The sequence below is a fragment of the Pseudomonas sp. H1_D05 genome (assembly GCF_054682705.1).
The window spans coordinates 1,747,553-1,763,116 of sequence record NZ_CP162825.1 but is presented as its reverse complement, the minus strand read 5'-3'; the positions used below and the strand labels follow the sequence as shown (position 1 = coordinate 1,763,116).

Sequence of the window (15,564 nt, the reverse complement as noted above, 5' to 3'; positions counted from 1 at the left end):
CCTTAAAGGGCTTGGCGAAACTGGATGAAGCCCGGGCGTTCGGCGATACGCTCGTAGAGCTGGATCGCGGTGGCGTTGGTTTCGTGGGTCAACCAATGAACCTTGCAGCAGCCGTCAGCCTTGGCGGTGGCGTAGACGTGTTCGATCAACTGGCGGCCGACGCCGGTGCCCCGGGTCTCCGGGATCACCAGCAAGTCCTGCAGGTAGCAGGAGTTTTCGATGCTCCAGTTCGAACGATGATAGATGTAATGCACCATGCCTACCGCTTTACCGCCAGCCCAGGCGAGGGCGGCGTGGGTCGGTTCGTTCGGGTCGAGAAAGCGCTGCCAGGTGCTGTGCGTCACAGCGTCCGGCAGTTCGGTGTTGTAGAAACGCAGGTAGGCCTGCCATAGCGGCAGCCAGGCGGCGTGGTCGTCGGCGCTGACCGGGCGAATGTCGATCTGACTCATGGGGGATTTCCTTAGCGCATCAATCGGGCGAGGGTTTGATCATTGATGTCCGGGCTGGCGGCCAGGCCTTCGCGGACGCCGGCAATGTCTTCGGCGCTGCGGTTCTGGCTGAGTTTGCGCTTGCCTTCGAGGCGGTCGATGGGAATGGCGAAACCGACAATCGCCTTGAGCATGCCGTCGATGTAATCGGCAGGCGCGTCGGCGACCGACCACGGCTGGGCGCGGCCGGCCTCATGCCGGTCGGTGAGGGTGCTGACAATGTCGAGCAGGCGTCCGCCATCGCTGAAGGTTTCGGCGTGGCCATAAGCGTGCACGGCGATGTAGTTCCAGGTCGGCACGACTTTGCCGTGTTCGGCCTTGCTCGGGTAAAAGCCCGGGCTGACGTAGGCATCGGCGCCGGCGAAGATCAGCATGGCTTCGGCGCCGTCGCGCAGGTCTTTCCACTGTGGGTTGGCGCGGGCCAGGTGCCCGTAGAGCGTGCCGTACTCGCCCTGTTCGCAATGCAGCAGTACCGGCACATGGCTGGCCTGCAAGCCGCTTTCGCCATGGCTCACCAGAATGGCGAGGCGGGTGGCGAGAATCAGTTCGTGCAGTTGGGACAATTCTTCGATGGCAAAGGCGCGTGGCGTGTACATGGGCAGATTTTCCTTGGCGAATGCCAGCATCCTAGGCAGGCTATTGGTCTGTTGTAAGAGCCATTGATGACCAATTTCATAGGTCCATTGCCATGCCCGATTCGCCGCTGTTATCCATGCCGTTCAACCCTGCCGGGATCGAGCTTGATCGCCGCCAGGGTTTGAGTCGTCAGCTGTATCAGGCGTTGCGCCTGCGGGTACTGGACGGGCGACTGGCGAGCGGCACGCGGTTGCCGGCCAGTCGCGATCTGGCGGCGGCGTTGGGGATTTCCCGCAACAGCGTGGTGCGCGCCTACGATCAACTGTATGCCGAAGGCTTTATCGAAGGGCGGGTAGGCGATGGCACCTACGTCGCACAATTGATGCCGGTAGCGAGCCCTGCGAAAAAATTATCCACAAAAGTATCCACAGGGTTTTCAACAGGCTTACCCACAGCCTTATCCACAAATTGGCTGGATTTACCTGTAATTTCATCCAGTAAAGTTATCCACAGCGATAGTTTTTCGCGCATCGAAAAGAACCATTTGGCCCGGCCACCGAGTGGTCCGCCACGAGCATTTCGGGTCGGTGTACCGGCGTTTGATCTGTTCCCGTTCGAGGTGTGGGCCAAGCTGAATGCGGCTTTCTGGCGCAAACCGGATCTGGAGCAACTGTGCTATGGCGATCCGTCCGGCGACGCGCGCCTGCGTGCAATGATCGCGGCCTATTTGCGCAGTTCGCGCGGCATGCAGTGCTCGCCTGAGCAAATTGTGATCACCAGCGGCGCACAGCAAGGCATTAGCCTTTGTGCACAGTTGCTGGTGGAGCCGGGCGACGGTGTAGCGATCGAGAATCCGGGCTACCGCGCGGCCGGTCATGCGTTCGCGGTGGCAGGAGGTCGTTTGCAGGGTATTGCCGTGGACGAGGAGGGTATGGACTGCTCGGCGTTGTCGGCCACCGGGGATTGTCGGGTAGCGTATGTCACGCCCTCTCATCAGTACCCGACAGGCGTGGTGATGAGTCTTGCCCGGCGCCTCGAACTGCTCGCCTGGGCCGAGCGCAACCAAGGCTGGATCGTCGAGGACGACTACGATGGCGAATATCGCTACACCGGTGCGCCGCTGGCGCCGTTGGCGGCACTCGATCGACAGGGGCGAGTGCTGTATGTCGGCACTTTCGGCAAAGTTGCCTTTCCGGCATTGCGCCTCGGTTATCTGGTGCTGCCGCCGGCGCTGGTCGATGCCTTCTCGCAACGCCGCGCGGTGGATGTCCGCCATTCCGAGGTCAGTACCCAAGCGGTGATGGCCGAGTTCATGGCGGCCGGGCACTTCCAGCGGCATATCCGGCGCATGCGCCGCGCCGCCCTTAGCCGTCGCAACACCTTGCTCGACGGTTGGCCGACCGCCATTGCCGGTGTTGGAGATTTGCCCGCCGTTTCCGCCGGGCTGCACCTGACCGTGGCCGTAACAAGCATCGAACGCGAGCAGCAGTTGATTGCGCAGGCAGCAGGCGTTGACGTGGAGATCAACGGCTTGAGCAGTTACTGGCTGCCGGACTCCACTACACCGCTGGACCAGCGTGCCGGGCTGGTCCTGGGCTTTGCCGCCGTCCCTGAACCTGACATTACAGCGGCACTGAAGCGCTTGCGGCAGGTTTGGCAGGCGTGAAGAACAGATGCTCGGCTGACTGTCGTGAAATCTCGCTGCGATGGATTTCGAGGAGCTGCGAACTGGTGGGATCGCTCGGCTCGTGGGAACCGCCGATGTGTCGTTGCGCGACTGTTTTCATATGCCCGGCGGTGAACGAAGCGACGGGAGCGTCGACACTGCTGTAGTGGAAGTGTGCGTAACACAGCACCTTGCCGGTGTGGGCATCGCGTACTTCGTATTCGTCGAGAAAACCCCTTGAGTGGCCTTTGAGCCGGCGACGGGTAATGGTTTTGGAAACCGTTACTTCACCTTTTTCTTTGAGCCACTGCACCCCCGCCGCAGTCGGTGGTTGTTGTTTGACCAGTCCGATGCGAATGCTGGTGCCTTTTTCGTCAAGGGCGTTAGCGGCCTCGTCAAGCTTGTGGCTGATTTCTTCGGTCGGCTTTTTGAAGTCTGCGGTCAGATTACTGGCGGTCAATGCTTCATCAATCGCCGCATTGGCTTCGCGCAAGACAGCGGCATGCTTGTGGTATTCCTCCTCGACCTCGACAGGTATCCGCCGCCCTCGTTTGAGGTGAGCCTCGATACGTTGGTGGAATGCATCCAGGCCGTCGATCAGCGCCTGGCCGGCACGGCTGCTGGCACTCACGGAAGAATGGGCCTTGGGTTGGCGGGTCTTTGCCGTGCGCTGTTCTACCCAGACACCGGGTGACTCTTCCTGGAATGTGGCGATGACACCCGTCAGGGTGGTTCGTACTTCCACCTGGTCGGATTTTTGCCCCTTGATGCGTTTTTTTCGATTGCCGACTACCGTGCCTCTGGATTGGGTTTTGATGATCTGGCGCGTTGATGATCTCGCCTTCGAAGGCCCCGGTGTCGGTCCCAGCAGGTGCTTGAAGTGCAGCAACTCGGCCAGTTTTACATCCGTGCGCGCCCTGAACCCGTTTACCCGTTTACGCACATGCTGCAGTCGCTCAGTGTTGATCTGTTCGGGGTAGTCGATGAGCAGATCACCAAAGCGCTGATCGATGGCGGAAAACTGTTCGGCCACATTGCTCAGGACATCGATGCGTTCGCGCAGGTTGTCGAGGCTTTCATCCTCGGTCAGATTCAGCGTGCTCTGGATACTCAACGCGGCGTCTTCGACGAGACTGGCGAGTGCCTGATAGGCATTGGCCGCGTCCGCTGTCGTACCGGCCTTGATGCAAATCTCCTGGCCAAGACTGATCTGCAAAAGCTTGAGGTCGTTCAGATCATATTTCGGCAATGCCTTGCGATAGGTTGGAATAATTTTGACGGCATCTTTTCCCAACAACATCAGTTCGTCAAAACGGCTATTGGCCAACTCTGTTTTTTCAATGATGGCCTGGGTCTGGAGGGTCATTCTTTCAAAGGTCTGAACAAACGCCTGCGCGATGAATCCGGCTTCATCGGCAAGCATTGTCTGCATGGCCTTCAGGTCAGTCTGAAATACGGCGGAATGCAGGTCGAGCCATTCCTGCCCGAGAAACAGCTGCATTTGCAGGCGCTCAATCATGACGGTCCGGTAGTTCGGAATCGGCTCTTTCTGATTCAACGCCTTGATCTGTTCAATATTCGCGCCGTACGCCTTGAGCTGTGCGTCTAGCGTTGCCAGATAGTGCTCGCGTGCCGGTCCTCGTGCTTGCCCGTCCGCATCGTTGAAGGCCTTGTGGTCAGCATCACGCTGAATCTGCTTGGCTTTCATCGTTACGTCGAACGCACTGATTTCGGCAGTCAGTTGCCTGGCGTCCATTTTGCTCACGTCCTGAACGGCCTCAAGTGCGCTGTCGAGTCCGCCGCCTCGCAGGCGCAAGCGAAGGTCGACCACCCATTGGCCGTTGGCCGTGCGGGTCAGTTGCGGCCCGTTGCGTGGCGGTTGCTGGCGCGAGTCGATGATCTGCACCTCGGCGTGCTCATTGAGCATGACTTCGAACCAGCGCTGGCCTACGGGAGCGAACCACTGTTGTTGGCGGGGATAAAGATGCCTGTGCGTGCCCTCGGTGGCGGCATCGCCGATGCCTTTGGGTTTGGCGATCTGAAAACTGTCGAGCAGCGCTGCGAGTGCGACCGGGGATCGTTTCAGCGCCGTGAAGGGGTTGACCACCATCTCATGCGCAATGGGCAGTGCAGTGCTGGAGACGTCCGGCAACTGCAACGGTTTGCTGACGACGAGTTCGGTGGTGACGGTGGCGGTGGGTTCTTCCTGCGAGATCGACTCGCTGAATGGCTTGTCGCCGACCGCTGCGCGATGGGCGAGCACCATGCCCAAGGCCAGGAGAATGTCGGTGAGGGCTGTCCAGGCAAGCTTGCCGGATTGCTCATTGGCCTCGTCGCTGATCTCTTGCAGGTCGTCCATGATCTGCCAGATCCACGCTGCCGTGCCGACGCTGCGCCCGAGGAATGGCAACGCCGCGTTGAACAGCATCCAACCGCCGTGTTTGAGCGTTGCCCAGCGTGCTTCTGCATCAGAGACCGATTGCCGATCGGCCTGGGTGATGACAGCCTGCACGTTGCTGTTATGCAGGGTCGCCAGTACATCGTGTTCAATCGTTGCGGTCGCCAGCGCAACGGGGCCGGACATGTCGAGGGCGGTGAAGGGGTTCACCAGCAATTGCGGGATAGTCCAGACTGAAGGCAATCGGGCGGTGAAGACGAACTGGCTGTACTTGAAGCGCACATCGTCCGGCAACCAGGCCAGGACCGATTCGCGCAGCTCCTGTGAGTGCTGGATCTCGTAAAACAGGTTGGCGTGTGAGGGAAATTGCATCAGTGCCGTTTCGAACAGTGGTCGATAAAGCAGGCACGGCCCTTTGTCCGCCTCGCGCGGGCCGATGACGAACATGTTGTTGACGATGTCGGCCTGTGATCGACTGCGATGGGCCACGAACCCCAGCGGGCGAATGACGATTTCATCGCGATCGACATGACGCTCATCGCCGGTGTTTGCCAGCGCGGCAACCACATAGCGATAACCCTGCTCAGTGATGCCGGTCTTGCCCTGTATTTTGTGCTGTAACGCCAGCAGCGGCAGCTCGATGGGCAACTGGCTGGCATAAAGTGCTTGCACTGCCGACGCCTGCTCATTGTTGTCAATCAGCAGGTTTTGCAGGTACGCCGGGTAGGTCTGGCCGATATCGACGCTGCTGACCAGTTGTTGCAGGTAGCTTGCGGTCATCCACTCAGGCAACACGCCGCCATCCTTGTAACGTACGGTTTTGTTGCCGGCTGGCTGCCCCGCGAGGTTCTGCAGCGCGAGTTCAATGAGCGACAGCGTCTTGGTCTGCGTGTTACCCGGAAAGACAAATGTGCCCCAGACCACCAGGCTGGTGATGCTGATCTCGATGTCATCGATCCTCACCTCGCCGGCTTGCGGATGATCCTTGGCTATCTGTTGTTTCAGGGCATCACGGGTGAACGCTTGCAGGCTGATGACTTCGCTTTGAAATGATTTTCCCTTGTTCGTGTGCTGCACCATCGTCAGATCCAGCAGATGCCGGCTGTAACGGGTTTGATCGGCGGGAGAGGCGCTGTCGAGCCATTCTGGCAGCATCGGACGCAGGCGAGCGATATGAGGTTTGAGGCGCGGTGTCGGCTCTCGCGGATTGCCGACAGTCCCGGTGTGCGGATATAGCTCGCTGGAACTCGAACCCTGAAAATAATTGATCGCGCCCAGCGCCTCGGCTTCCAGGGCGACCAGTGTGCAGGCTTGATAGTCGAAGAAATGGCCCTGTGGTTCGACCAGTCGCCATTTCAACCCGGCACCGGAGGCACCTTGCCAATAACGACGCGGCAGGGCTTCGCCGAGTTTTTCCAGCGATTGAAAACTCTCGAAGCCCTGCAGCACCGAGTGGGTCATGATCAAGGTGCGCTTGTCATCGGTGCCGATCAGTACCGCGGTATCGAGCAGGGTCACATGCTTCTGCTCGTCACCCTCGCCACGGTCAAGATCAATCAGGCAGGCGCGGGTCTTGTATTTGTCGGTGGGCAGTCGCTGGTGTTTGTCCGGGTATTTATAAAGCGCTTCGGCCATGGCGCGCTGGTCGGCATCCCAGCCAGGGTTCGCGTCGACCTTCCACAAATTGCGCAGGGCCTGTGACATCTGCTGCCAGCGCGGCTGCCCTGGGTAGGTGAAATCATCCCAGTAATTGACCTGGTGTTCCTTGTAGGCGATGAACAGCAACGGTGCCAGCTCATTGAGCAGCTTACCGATCGCGCTGATTTTCACCGGCAGCTGGATGGCGGACGGCAGGTCGGGCTGCAAGGTCAGATAATGCTCACCGTCGAGATACGCCACAGTCGTGCCGGAGAGGCCCAGGCGTACCAGGGTGTCGGTCAGCGATTCGATCAGGTGGCGACCGGGGACGACCCGATCATCTTCAATGACCCAGGTCGGTCTTACGACCATGGCCAGCTGCGGGTCGAGATCGAGGTCGGGATACAGCGTCCTGAGCGCGGGGCGCAGCGTTTTCGACGCAACTTCTCGCAGTGAAGGGCCGGTCACCAGTTGAGTCACGACATCGACGGCGCTGGGCGAGGGGATTTCGGGCATGGGCAACTCCTGCTCTGATGGGCGCGCCCAAGGGCGGCGGTTCCGGGCAAGGTAGCGGCGAGCGGCGGCGCACGTGCGGTACATACATATTGCGGGCAAAAAAAGACCCGCCTGGGCGGGTCTGGTGTTTACGATTGCGACGGGAATCCGGTTATCGTTCGAAGCCTTCCAGTACGTTCACCGCGTTGATGCCGATTTCCTCCACAGCGTAACCGCCCTCCATGACGAACAATGTCGGTTTGCCGAGTGCAGCGATGCGCTTGCCCATCGCCAGGTAATCGGGGCTGTCGAGTTTGAACTGCGAAATCGGGTCATCCTTGAAGGTGTCGACGCCGAGCGATACGACAATGATGTCGGCGCCGTAGCGATCGATCTCATCGCAGGCCTGATCCAGCGCCGCACTCCACACGTCCCAGCCGGAGCCGGCGGCTAGCGGATAGTTGAAGTTGAAGCCTTCCCCAGCGCCTTCGCCACGCTCATCGTCGTAGCCGAGGAAAAACGGAAATTCTGCTTCCGGGTGGCCGTGGATCGAGGTGAACAGCACGTCGCTGCGCTCATAGAAAATCGACTGCGTACCGTTGCCGTGATGGTAATCGACGTCGAGGATCGCGACTTTCCTGTGGCCCTGATCGAGAAAGGCTTGTGCGGCGATGGCGGCGTTGTTGAGGTAGCAATAACCGCCCATCAAATCGCTGGCGGCGTGGTGTCCCGGTGGCCGGCACAAGGCGAAGGCCGCGCGCGCGCGCGCTGAATTTCCGCTTGTGCGGTCAGGGCCACTTGCGCCGCGCTGTACGCCGCTTGCCAGGTGCCGGCGGTGATCGGTGCGCCGCCATCGAAGCTGTAATAACCGAGCTGGCCGTGCAGGCTGGTCGGTTTGATTGCACGCAGAGTGCGCGCCGGCCAGGTGTAGGGCAGCAGATCGCCATCGGTATTGAATTCAGTCCAGCGCGCCCACGCGCCTTTGAAAAAGTCGAGGTAGTCACGGCTGTGGATGCGGGCGATCGGCTCCAGACCGAAATCCTTCGGCGCTTCGACCGAGCCGAGCTTCTGGTTTTTAACGCGCTGCAGCACATGGTCGGCGCGCGACGGCATCTCGAAGCACGGCTTCAGTTGGCCATCGATGAGTTCGCAGCGGCCATGGTGCAGGTGGTGATCGTCCGAGTAGATCGTCAGCATTTGTTGGTCTCCGCAGGGCTGATTCGGTTGCTCCCAGTGTTGCGGCGCAAGGTGAATCGGAGAACGGCAGGAAAGGCCAAAAGGGGATGGATATGGCCAAAAACACTGACCGAAATTCGCCCCCTCAGGCCCGGAATTGGCTCGGCGCCACGCCGCTCCAGCGCACGAAGGCATGACGAAAGCTCGCAGTCTCACTGAAGCCAAGGGTCTCGGCGATGCGGTAGATCGGCAACTGATCCTCACACAACATCTGCTTGGCTCGCTCGAAGCGCAGTTCATCGAGCAATTCCTGATAGCTGCAGCCCATGTCCTTGAGATGCCGGCGCAGAGTGCGTGGCGAGCACTTCATCTGTTGCGCCAGACCTTCCAGCCCCGGCGCGGCGTTCAGTTGGGCGCTGAGCAACTGGCGGATGCGCCCGAGCCACGCTTGGCGTCCGGTGAACTCAAGGTTCTGCTTGCGACAACGTTCGGCCATGGCTTGATGGGTGATGGCATCGGCCAGCGGCAGCGGTTGATCGAGCCAGTGACGGTCGAAGGCGAAGGCGTTGTCCTTGGCGGCGAAGTGCAGCGGGCTGTCGAAGTGCTCGGCATAACTGTCACGGTAATCCGGTGCGGCGTGTTCGAAGCGCGTGGCGAGCAAGGGCAGCGGATGCCCGAGCAGGTCATCACAAATGACTTTCAGCGACACCAGGCAGAACTCGGCATTGAACACCGCCATCGCCGGGCTCTCGCGATAATCGGCAGCGACGAACCAGACGCGTTCGCCATCGTCCTCCAGACTGAGTTCGAAAAGTGTTCCCAACAGCGCCGGATAACGAATCGCCAGACGCAAAGCGTCACCGAAGGTGGCACAGGTCAGCAAGGCATAGCCAAGGATGCCGTAGCAGGAAACGTGCATGCGCCGGCCCAGCTCTAGGCCGATGTCGTGCTTAAGCGCGACCGCATTGGCGCAGACCTGCATCTCCTGATTGGTGGTGATGCGCGTGTCGGCCCGGCTGAGATCCGCCGCACTGATGCCGCTGCCGGCCAGCAACGCTTCGCTCGACAGGCCTTCGGCTTTGAAGGTGTTGAGGATTAGCGAGACGGCGTTGAGGGTGGTGAGGTGGGAGTGGAGCATAAGATCTTCCAGCCTGAGGATGGCTGGAATGCAGCAAGTTGCATGCCGCAGCAGCCCCTCACCCCAACCCTCTCCCAAAGGTAGAGGGGGCCGATTGGGGGATATTGGCGAGATCCATCGACGTGAGACATCTCTGCCGAATCCACGATCGACACGGTTTATCAGGTCGACGGACAGCGAAAAACAACTCGGTCAGTTCCCTCTCCCTCCGGGAGAGGGCTAGGGTGAGGGCCGATCCAGAGTTATGCTCAGAGCAGCTCACCACACAGATCCAGTTCGATCAGTCGGCGCACTTCTTGAGTTTCAAGCCCAGCACCGAGCAGGCCATGCAACTTGCCGAACGCCGCCTCACGAGTCATGCCACCACCGGACAACACGCCTACACCGCGCAATCGACTGCCAGCCTCGTAAACATCCAGCTCAACGCCGCCTTCATGGCATTGCGTCACGGCAACCACCACCACACCGTTATCCCGCGCACGGCCAAGGCTTGCCAGAAACTCAGGGTTGTCGCTCGGCCCTGTACCGCTGCCGTAGCACTCCAGCACCAGACCCTGAATGCCGCTGTCGAGCAGACCATCGAGGACTTCGGCGCTGATGCCGGGGAACAGTGGCAGCACGGCAACCTTGGCCAGTTGCTTCGGCTGGTTGTAGTTCAACGACGCTGGAATCGAAGGCGCTTTCACGCCGCCGCCCTGACGCTCAAGTCGTTTGAACGGATGACGGCCGAAGCTGCGCACCTTCGCGCAACGGGTTGGCGCCAGTAACTCACCGTGGAAGTACAGATGCACACCGGGCGCCAGGCCTTGGCCGAGGGCGATCAGTGCGCCACCGAGGTTTTCCCAGGCATCGCTGTCGGTAACACCGGCCGGCAGCATGGAGCCGGTGAAACACACGCGAGCATTCAGCCCCAGTAACTGGAAGCTCATCGCCGCCGCACTGTAAGCCAGGGTGTCGGTGCCGTGCAGGATCAGTACGCTGTCGCAGCCTTGCACATCCACGGCATCGACCACCGCTTCACGCAGTTGCTGCCAATAGGCCGGGGTCATGTTGGCGCTGTCGATCAGCGGCGACATTTCCCGGAAACGCCACTGCGGCACAACGAGCTCAGGCTGACTGTGCAGGTAGTCGCGCATCCGCGCTTCGAAACCGGATGCCGGGGCCAGACCGTTGGCGCTGGCCTGCATGCCGATGGTGCCACCGGTGTAGAGCACCATGACGTGTTGGGCGGCTGGGTAGGAATTGGCAATCATCTGAGGGTCTCCACAAGAGATGACATTGTAGGAGTGAGCCTGCTCGCGATAGCGGTTCATCATTCAACATTGGTGTTGGCTGAAAGACAGCTATCGCGAGCAGGCTCGCTCCTACAAGTTATTGCATCACAATAACTGACGAGCGCAGGGGATGCGCCCGTCATTCACCTGTCAGCGTTGCGCTGCAGGCACGCCTTGCGGCTCGGCTTCGGTCTTGCCGGCAGCGGCAGACGGGTTGGTCGGCCAGGCCTGCAGGTCGAGATCCAGATCGGTAAATTTGCTGGAGTCGAAAACGGGCTGTTTAACGCCGGCGCGGCGCTGCTCGTCGTAGTCGCGCATTACACGCATGCCGACCTTGAACAGCATGGCCAGGGCCATCAGGTTGACGAAGGCCAGGCAGGTCATGGTGATGTCAGCGAAGGCGAACACGGTCGACAGGTCCTGCATCGAACCCCATACCACCAGCGCCAGCACCAGGCCGCGGAAAATCATCAGCGCGGCGCGGTTGCGGGTGAGGAACTGCAGGCTGTTTTCGCCCAGGTAGTAGTTGTAGAGGATGCAAGTGAAGACGAACAGCGACAGCGCGACGCTGACGAACATGCGACCCCAGTCACCGACCACAGCGGCCAGCGAGTTCTGGGTCAGGACGATGCCGTCACCTTCGAAGCCCGGGGTGTAGAAGCCCGACAGCAGAATCAGCAGCGCGGTGCAGGTGCAAATCACGAAGGTGTCGAGGAACACGCTGAAGGCCTGAACCACGCCCTGGGCACCCGGGTGCTTCACGGCAGCCACGGCGGCGACGTTCGGCGCACTGCCCAGGCCTGCTTCGTTGGCGAACACGCCACGCTTCACGCCCATGACAATGGCGCTGCCGAGCAGGCCACCAAAGGCCGGGTCGAGGCCGAAGGCGCTCTTGAAGATGGTTTCCAGCATGGCTGGTACGTGTTCGATCTGAGTACCGATCACGTACAGGGTCACGCCGATATAGGCGAGGGTCTTGATCGGTACCAGCAGGTCGGACACCGAGGCGATGCGCTTGATGCCGCCGATGAAGGTGATGGCCAGCAACACTGCCAGGACGATACCGGTGTGTTGTGGGTTGAATTCAAAGGCGTTCTGCAGCGAGTGAGTCACGGTGTAGGACTGCAGGCCAATGAAGGCAAAGCCGTAGGTGACCAGCAGCAGGACCGAGAACACCACCGCCATGCCTTTGAGTTTCAGGCCGTGCTGGATGTAGTAAGCCGGACCGCCACGGTACAGGCCGTCGCCATCGGCGCGCTTGTAGACTTGGGCCAGGGTGCATTCGAAGAAGCTGCTGGACATGCCGACCAGTGCGGTCACCCACATCCAGAAGACCGCACCTGGACCACCCAGGGTCACGGCGATGCCGACACCGGCGATGTTGCCTGCACCGACACGGCCGGCAAGGCTGAGCATCAGGGCCTGGAACGAGCTGAGTTGCCCGGTGCTGCCTTTGAGGCTGTCGCGGAACACCGCGAACATGTGGAAGAAGTGCCGCAATTGAACGAAACGCGAGCGAATCGTGAAGTAGCTACCGAGCCCGACAATGAGCACGATCAGTACTTTCCCTGAGAGGAAGTCGTTGATGACTTCGAGCATGGATTTTTCCTCGCTGTTTTTTGTGTGAGCAAATGCTGGATGGTAGAAATATCGTGTTACACCGGTGTGCGCACGGCACGACAGGTGAGGCGATGGTTTCGTCCCGGATCCATTTCGCGGGTTTGTTATTAGTTCGGGTTTCGCATGGGTTGTGGCCTCGTTACCGACGACCGCTCACGCGAAGAGGGGCGGCACTATACCGATCAGTGCGGCGCCCGTCTGCACGGTTGTGGTGCAAGCGACGAAACGAAGCTGTGAAACACCCGGCGTTACCGGCGCCGGGCTTGTGCGGGAACTGCTTTTTTGTGGGAGCGGACTCCCCCATTGTTCAGTCCCCAGACATACGGGTCTCAGGGTCAGAAAGTTAAAAAAAAGGGCTTGGGGACAAATCCCCAAGCCCTCAAAAGGTGAGAGGTGTCTAGTCCCTCGACCTGGTGAGCGGTGCTACAAACTACGCGTCGGCTCAGGCTTTAAGCGGAACCAGACGCGGAGCAATCATGTTTTCCGGGCGCAGAATGTCGGCGAGCATGGCTTCGTCGAGCAGACCTTCTTCGCGCACCAGTTCCAGTACGCCGCGGCCGCTTTCAAGGGCGAGGCCGGCAATACGGGTGGCGTTTTTGTAGCCGATGTACGGGTTCAGTGCGGTGACCAGACCGATCGAGTGCTCGACCAGTTCGCGGCAGCGCGCTTCGTTGGCGGTGATGCCGACGATGCAGTGCTCGCGCAGCATGTCCATGGCGCGTTGCAGCAGGCGGATCGAGTCGAAGATCTTGAAGGCGATCAGCGGCTCCATCACGTTCAACTGCAGTTGGCCGCCTTCGGCTGCCATGGTCAGCGCCAGGTCGTTACCGATGACCTGGAACGCCACCTGATTCACGGCTTCCGGGATCACCGGGTTGACCTTGCCGGGCATGATCGAGCTGCCTGGCTGACGCGCTGGCAGGTTGATTTCGTTGATGCCGGTGCGTGGGCCGCTGGACAGCAGGCGCAGGTCGTTGCAGATCTTCGACAGTTTGACTGCGGTGCGCTTGAGCATGCCGGAGAACAGCACGAAGGCGCCCATGTCGGAAGTCGCTTCGATCAGGTCGGCCGCCGGCACTACCGGTTGACCGCTGATCAGGGCCAGACGCTGTACAGCCAGCGCTTGATAACGCGGGTCGGCGTTGATGCCGGTACCGATCGCGGTGCCGCCCAGGTTCACTTCAGTCAGCAGTTCCGGGGCCAGCGACTTCAGACGCGCCAGGTCTTCGCCCATGGTGGTGGCGAACGCGCGGAATTCCTGGCCGAGGGTCATCGGCACGGCATCTTGCAGCTGGGTACGGCCCATTTTCAGGACGTGATCGAATTCTTTGCCCTTGGCCGCGAACGCCTGAATCAGGCTGTCGAGGCTGGCCAGCAGGGTGTCGTGACCGAGCAGCAGACCCAGGCGGATCGCCGTTGGGTAGGCGTCGTTGGTCGACTGCGCCATGTTGACGTCGTCGTTCGGGTGCAGGTACTGGTACTCGCCTTTCTGGTGACCCATTGCTTCCAGAGCAATGTTGGCGATCACTTCGTTGGCGTTCATGTTGGTGGAAGTACCGGCGCCACCTTGAATCATGTCGACCACGAACTCTTCGTGGAAATCACCGCGGATCAATCGGGCACAGGCTTCGCTGATGGCAGCGTGCTTGGCTTCGCTCAGGTGACCCAACTCGCGGTTGGCGTCAGCGGCGGCCTGTTTGACCATCGCCAGGCCGACAACCAGTTTCGGGTAATGCGAAATCGGAACGCCGGAGAGACGGAAGTTGTTCACCGCTCGCAGGGTCTGGATGCCGTAATACGCTTGAGCCGGTACTTCGAGGGCGCCAAGCAGGTCGTTTTCTGTGCGGAAAGATGCAGCGGAGGACATGATAGAAATCATCTCGATATGGACCCGGTCTGTGCCGGAACGCTGCGAATGCTAGGCTTGTGGGAAATTTTGGGCCAATGCTGTTCAGCACTGCCCTATGCACATTCGGCATAATGCCCGTGTGACGCCGCGTGCGCGGCAGACGTGTGACCTGTTTTGGTGCGTGTCCTGGAGGACGTGATGAATCTGGAAAGCAAATGGCTCGAGGACTTCAGTGCTCTGGCCGCCACCCGCAGCTTTTCGCAGGCGGCCGAACGGCGCTTCGTGACCCAGCCGGCGTTCAGCCGACGGATTCGCAGTCTGGAGGCTGCGCTGGGGCTGACTCTGGTCAATCGCTCGCGCACGCCGATCGAACTGACGGCAGCGGGGCAGTTGTTTCTGGTGACCGCGCGCACGGTGGTTGAACAGCTCGGTGAAGTGCTACGCCATCTGCATCATCTGGAAGGCGGGCAGGGCGAAGTGATGCAGGTCGCTGCCGCTCACTCCTTGGCGCTGGGTTTCTTCCCGCGCTGGATCGCGCAGTTGCGTAATGAAGGGTTGAACATCGCCACCCGATTGGTTGCAACCAACGTCGGCGATGCGGTGCATGCGTTGCGCGAAGGTGGCTGTGATTTGATGCTGGCGTTCTACGATCCGGATGCGGCAATGCAGATGGACCCGGAGATTTTCCCTTCATTGCATTTGGGCCAGACGGAAATGCTCCCTGTGTGTGCGGCGGATGCCGAGGGCAAGCCCCTGTTCGATCTCGAAGGTGATGCGAGCGTGCCGTTGCTGGCGTATAGCGCCGGTGCGTTTCTCGGGCGTTCGGTGAATGGTTTGCTGCGTCAGCGTCAGCTGCGTTTCACCACTATTTACGAAACGGCGATGGCTGACAGTCTGAAAAGCATGGCACTGGAAGGCCTGGGTATCGCCTGGGTACCGCAATTGAGCGTGCGTGCTGAGCTGGCTCGTGGCGAGCTGGTGGTCTGCGGCGGCCCGCAATGGCATGTGCCGCTAGAAATTCGCCTCTACCGCTGCGCCTTGGTACGCAAAGCCAACGTACGCCTGCTGTGGCGCAAGCTCGAGGGTGGCGCTGCCCAAGCTTCCTGAGCCTACGCGGCCCCCTTGTAGGAGTGAGCCTGCTCGCGATAGCGTCTGCACATTCAACGATGATGTGACTGATACACCGCCATCGCGAGCAGGCTCACTCCTACAGGGGATTTGCGGTGTTCTGTCGCTGACCTTCAAG

Annotated in this window: 9 protein-coding genes and 1 pseudogene; 2 read left to right on the top strand and 8 right to left on the bottom strand. The window is 60.4% G+C overall.

Going from position 1 to position 15,564, the window contains the following annotated elements; genetic code table 11:
- Positions 1-2: 2 nt before the first annotated feature.
- Together AB4O11_RS08090 and AB4O11_RS08085 are read right to left on the bottom strand one after the other, a co-directional pair.
- Complete coding sequence (locus AB4O11_RS08090) at positions 3-449, bottom strand: GNAT family N-acetyltransferase (protein ID WP_116254208.1); 447 nt, start codon at positions 447-449, stop codon at positions 3-5.
- A gap of 11 nt (positions 450-460) precedes the next feature.
- A complete protein-coding gene (locus AB4O11_RS08085) occupies positions 461-1,084 on the bottom strand; it encodes an FMN-binding negative transcriptional regulator (RefSeq protein ID WP_093429613.1) in 624 nt (207 codons plus the stop codon).
- A 92-nt stretch (positions 1,085-1,176) separates the two neighbouring features.
- On the opposite strand from AB4O11_RS08085, the gene pdxR reads away from it, so the two are divergent.
- Positions 1,177-2,730, top strand: a complete 1,554-nt coding sequence (pdxR, locus tag AB4O11_RS08080) for a MocR-like pyridoxine biosynthesis transcription factor PdxR (RefSeq protein WP_460130430.1) — start codon at positions 1,177-1,179, stop codon at positions 2,728-2,730.
- On the opposite strand, the gene AB4O11_RS08075 is transcribed toward pdxR, so the two are convergent.
- The 6 genes and pseudogenes from AB4O11_RS08075 to aspA form a co-directional block, all read right to left on the bottom strand.
- A complete protein-coding gene (locus AB4O11_RS08075; RefSeq protein ID WP_460130429.1) occupies positions 2,687-7,282 on the bottom strand; it encodes a dermonecrotic toxin domain-containing protein in 4,596 nt (1,531 codons plus the stop codon). The genes pdxR and AB4O11_RS08075 overlap by 44 nt on opposite strands.
- A 151-nt stretch (positions 7,283-7,433) precedes the next feature.
- Positions 7,434-8,458: pseudogene (locus AB4O11_RS08070) on the bottom strand (histone deacetylase family protein).
- Positions 8,459-8,582: 124 nt separating this feature from the next.
- A complete protein-coding gene (locus tag AB4O11_RS08065) occupies positions 8,583-9,575 on the bottom strand; it encodes an AraC family transcriptional regulator (protein WP_116254211.1) in 993 nt (330 codons plus the stop codon).
- Between the two features lie 248 nt (positions 9,576-9,823).
- Positions 9,824-10,828: an asparaginase gene (locus AB4O11_RS08060; protein ID WP_460130428.1), complete on the bottom strand. Its 1,005-nt coding sequence runs from the start codon at positions 10,826-10,828 to the stop codon at positions 9,824-9,826.
- A gap of 171 nt (positions 10,829-10,999) precedes the next feature.
- Complete coding sequence (locus tag AB4O11_RS08055; RefSeq protein WP_460130427.1) at positions 11,000-12,448, bottom strand: alanine/glycine:cation symporter family protein; 1,449 nt, start codon at positions 12,446-12,448, stop codon at positions 11,000-11,002.
- A gap of 463 nt (positions 12,449-12,911) precedes the next feature.
- Positions 12,912-14,336, bottom strand: coding sequence for an aspartate ammonia-lyase (gene aspA / locus AB4O11_RS08050; protein ID WP_095049638.1), 1,425 nt, complete (start codon positions 14,334-14,336; stop codon positions 12,912-12,914).
- A 180-nt stretch (positions 14,337-14,516) separates the two neighbouring features.
- Between aspA and AB4O11_RS08045 the strand changes: the two genes are divergently transcribed.
- A complete protein-coding gene (locus AB4O11_RS08045; RefSeq protein ID WP_093429621.1) occupies positions 14,517-15,425 on the top strand; it encodes a LysR substrate-binding domain-containing protein in 909 nt (302 codons plus the stop codon).
- The last annotated feature ends 139 nt before the right edge of the window (positions 15,426-15,564 follow it).

What these genes read in the sequence shown, in the direction of transcription:
- AB4O11_RS08045 (WP_093429621.1), top strand. Translation starts at nt 14,517, where the DNA reads ATGAATCTGGAAAGCAAATGGCTCGAGGACTTCAGTGCTCTGGCCGCC.
- AB4O11_RS08060 (WP_460130428.1), bottom strand. Translation starts at nt 10,828, where the DNA reads ATGATTGCCAATTCCTACCCAGCCGCCCAACACGTCATGGTGCTCTAC.
- AB4O11_RS08090 (WP_116254208.1), bottom strand. Translation starts at nt 449, where the DNA reads ATGAGTCAGATCGACATTCGCCCGGTCAGCGCCGACGACCACGCCGCC.
- AB4O11_RS08075 (WP_460130429.1), bottom strand. Translation starts at nt 7,282, where the DNA reads ATGCCCGAAATCCCCTCGCCCAGCGCCGTCGATGTCGTGACTCAACTG.
- AB4O11_RS08065 (WP_116254211.1), bottom strand. Translation starts at nt 9,575, where the DNA reads ATGCTCCACTCCCACCTCACCACCCTCAACGCCGTCTCGCTAATCCTC.
- AB4O11_RS08085 (WP_093429613.1), bottom strand. Translation starts at nt 1,084, where the DNA reads ATGTACACGCCACGCGCCTTTGCCATCGAAGAATTGTCCCAACTGCAC.
- aspA (WP_095049638.1), bottom strand. Translation starts at nt 14,336, where the DNA reads ATGTCCTCCGCTGCATCTTTCCGCACAGAAAACGACCTGCTTGGCGCC.
- pdxR (WP_460130430.1), top strand. Translation starts at nt 1,177, where the DNA reads ATGCCCGATTCGCCGCTGTTATCCATGCCGTTCAACCCTGCCGGGATC.
- AB4O11_RS08055 (WP_460130427.1), bottom strand. Translation starts at nt 12,448, where the DNA reads ATGCTCGAAGTCATCAACGACTTCCTCTCAGGGAAAGTACTGATCGTG.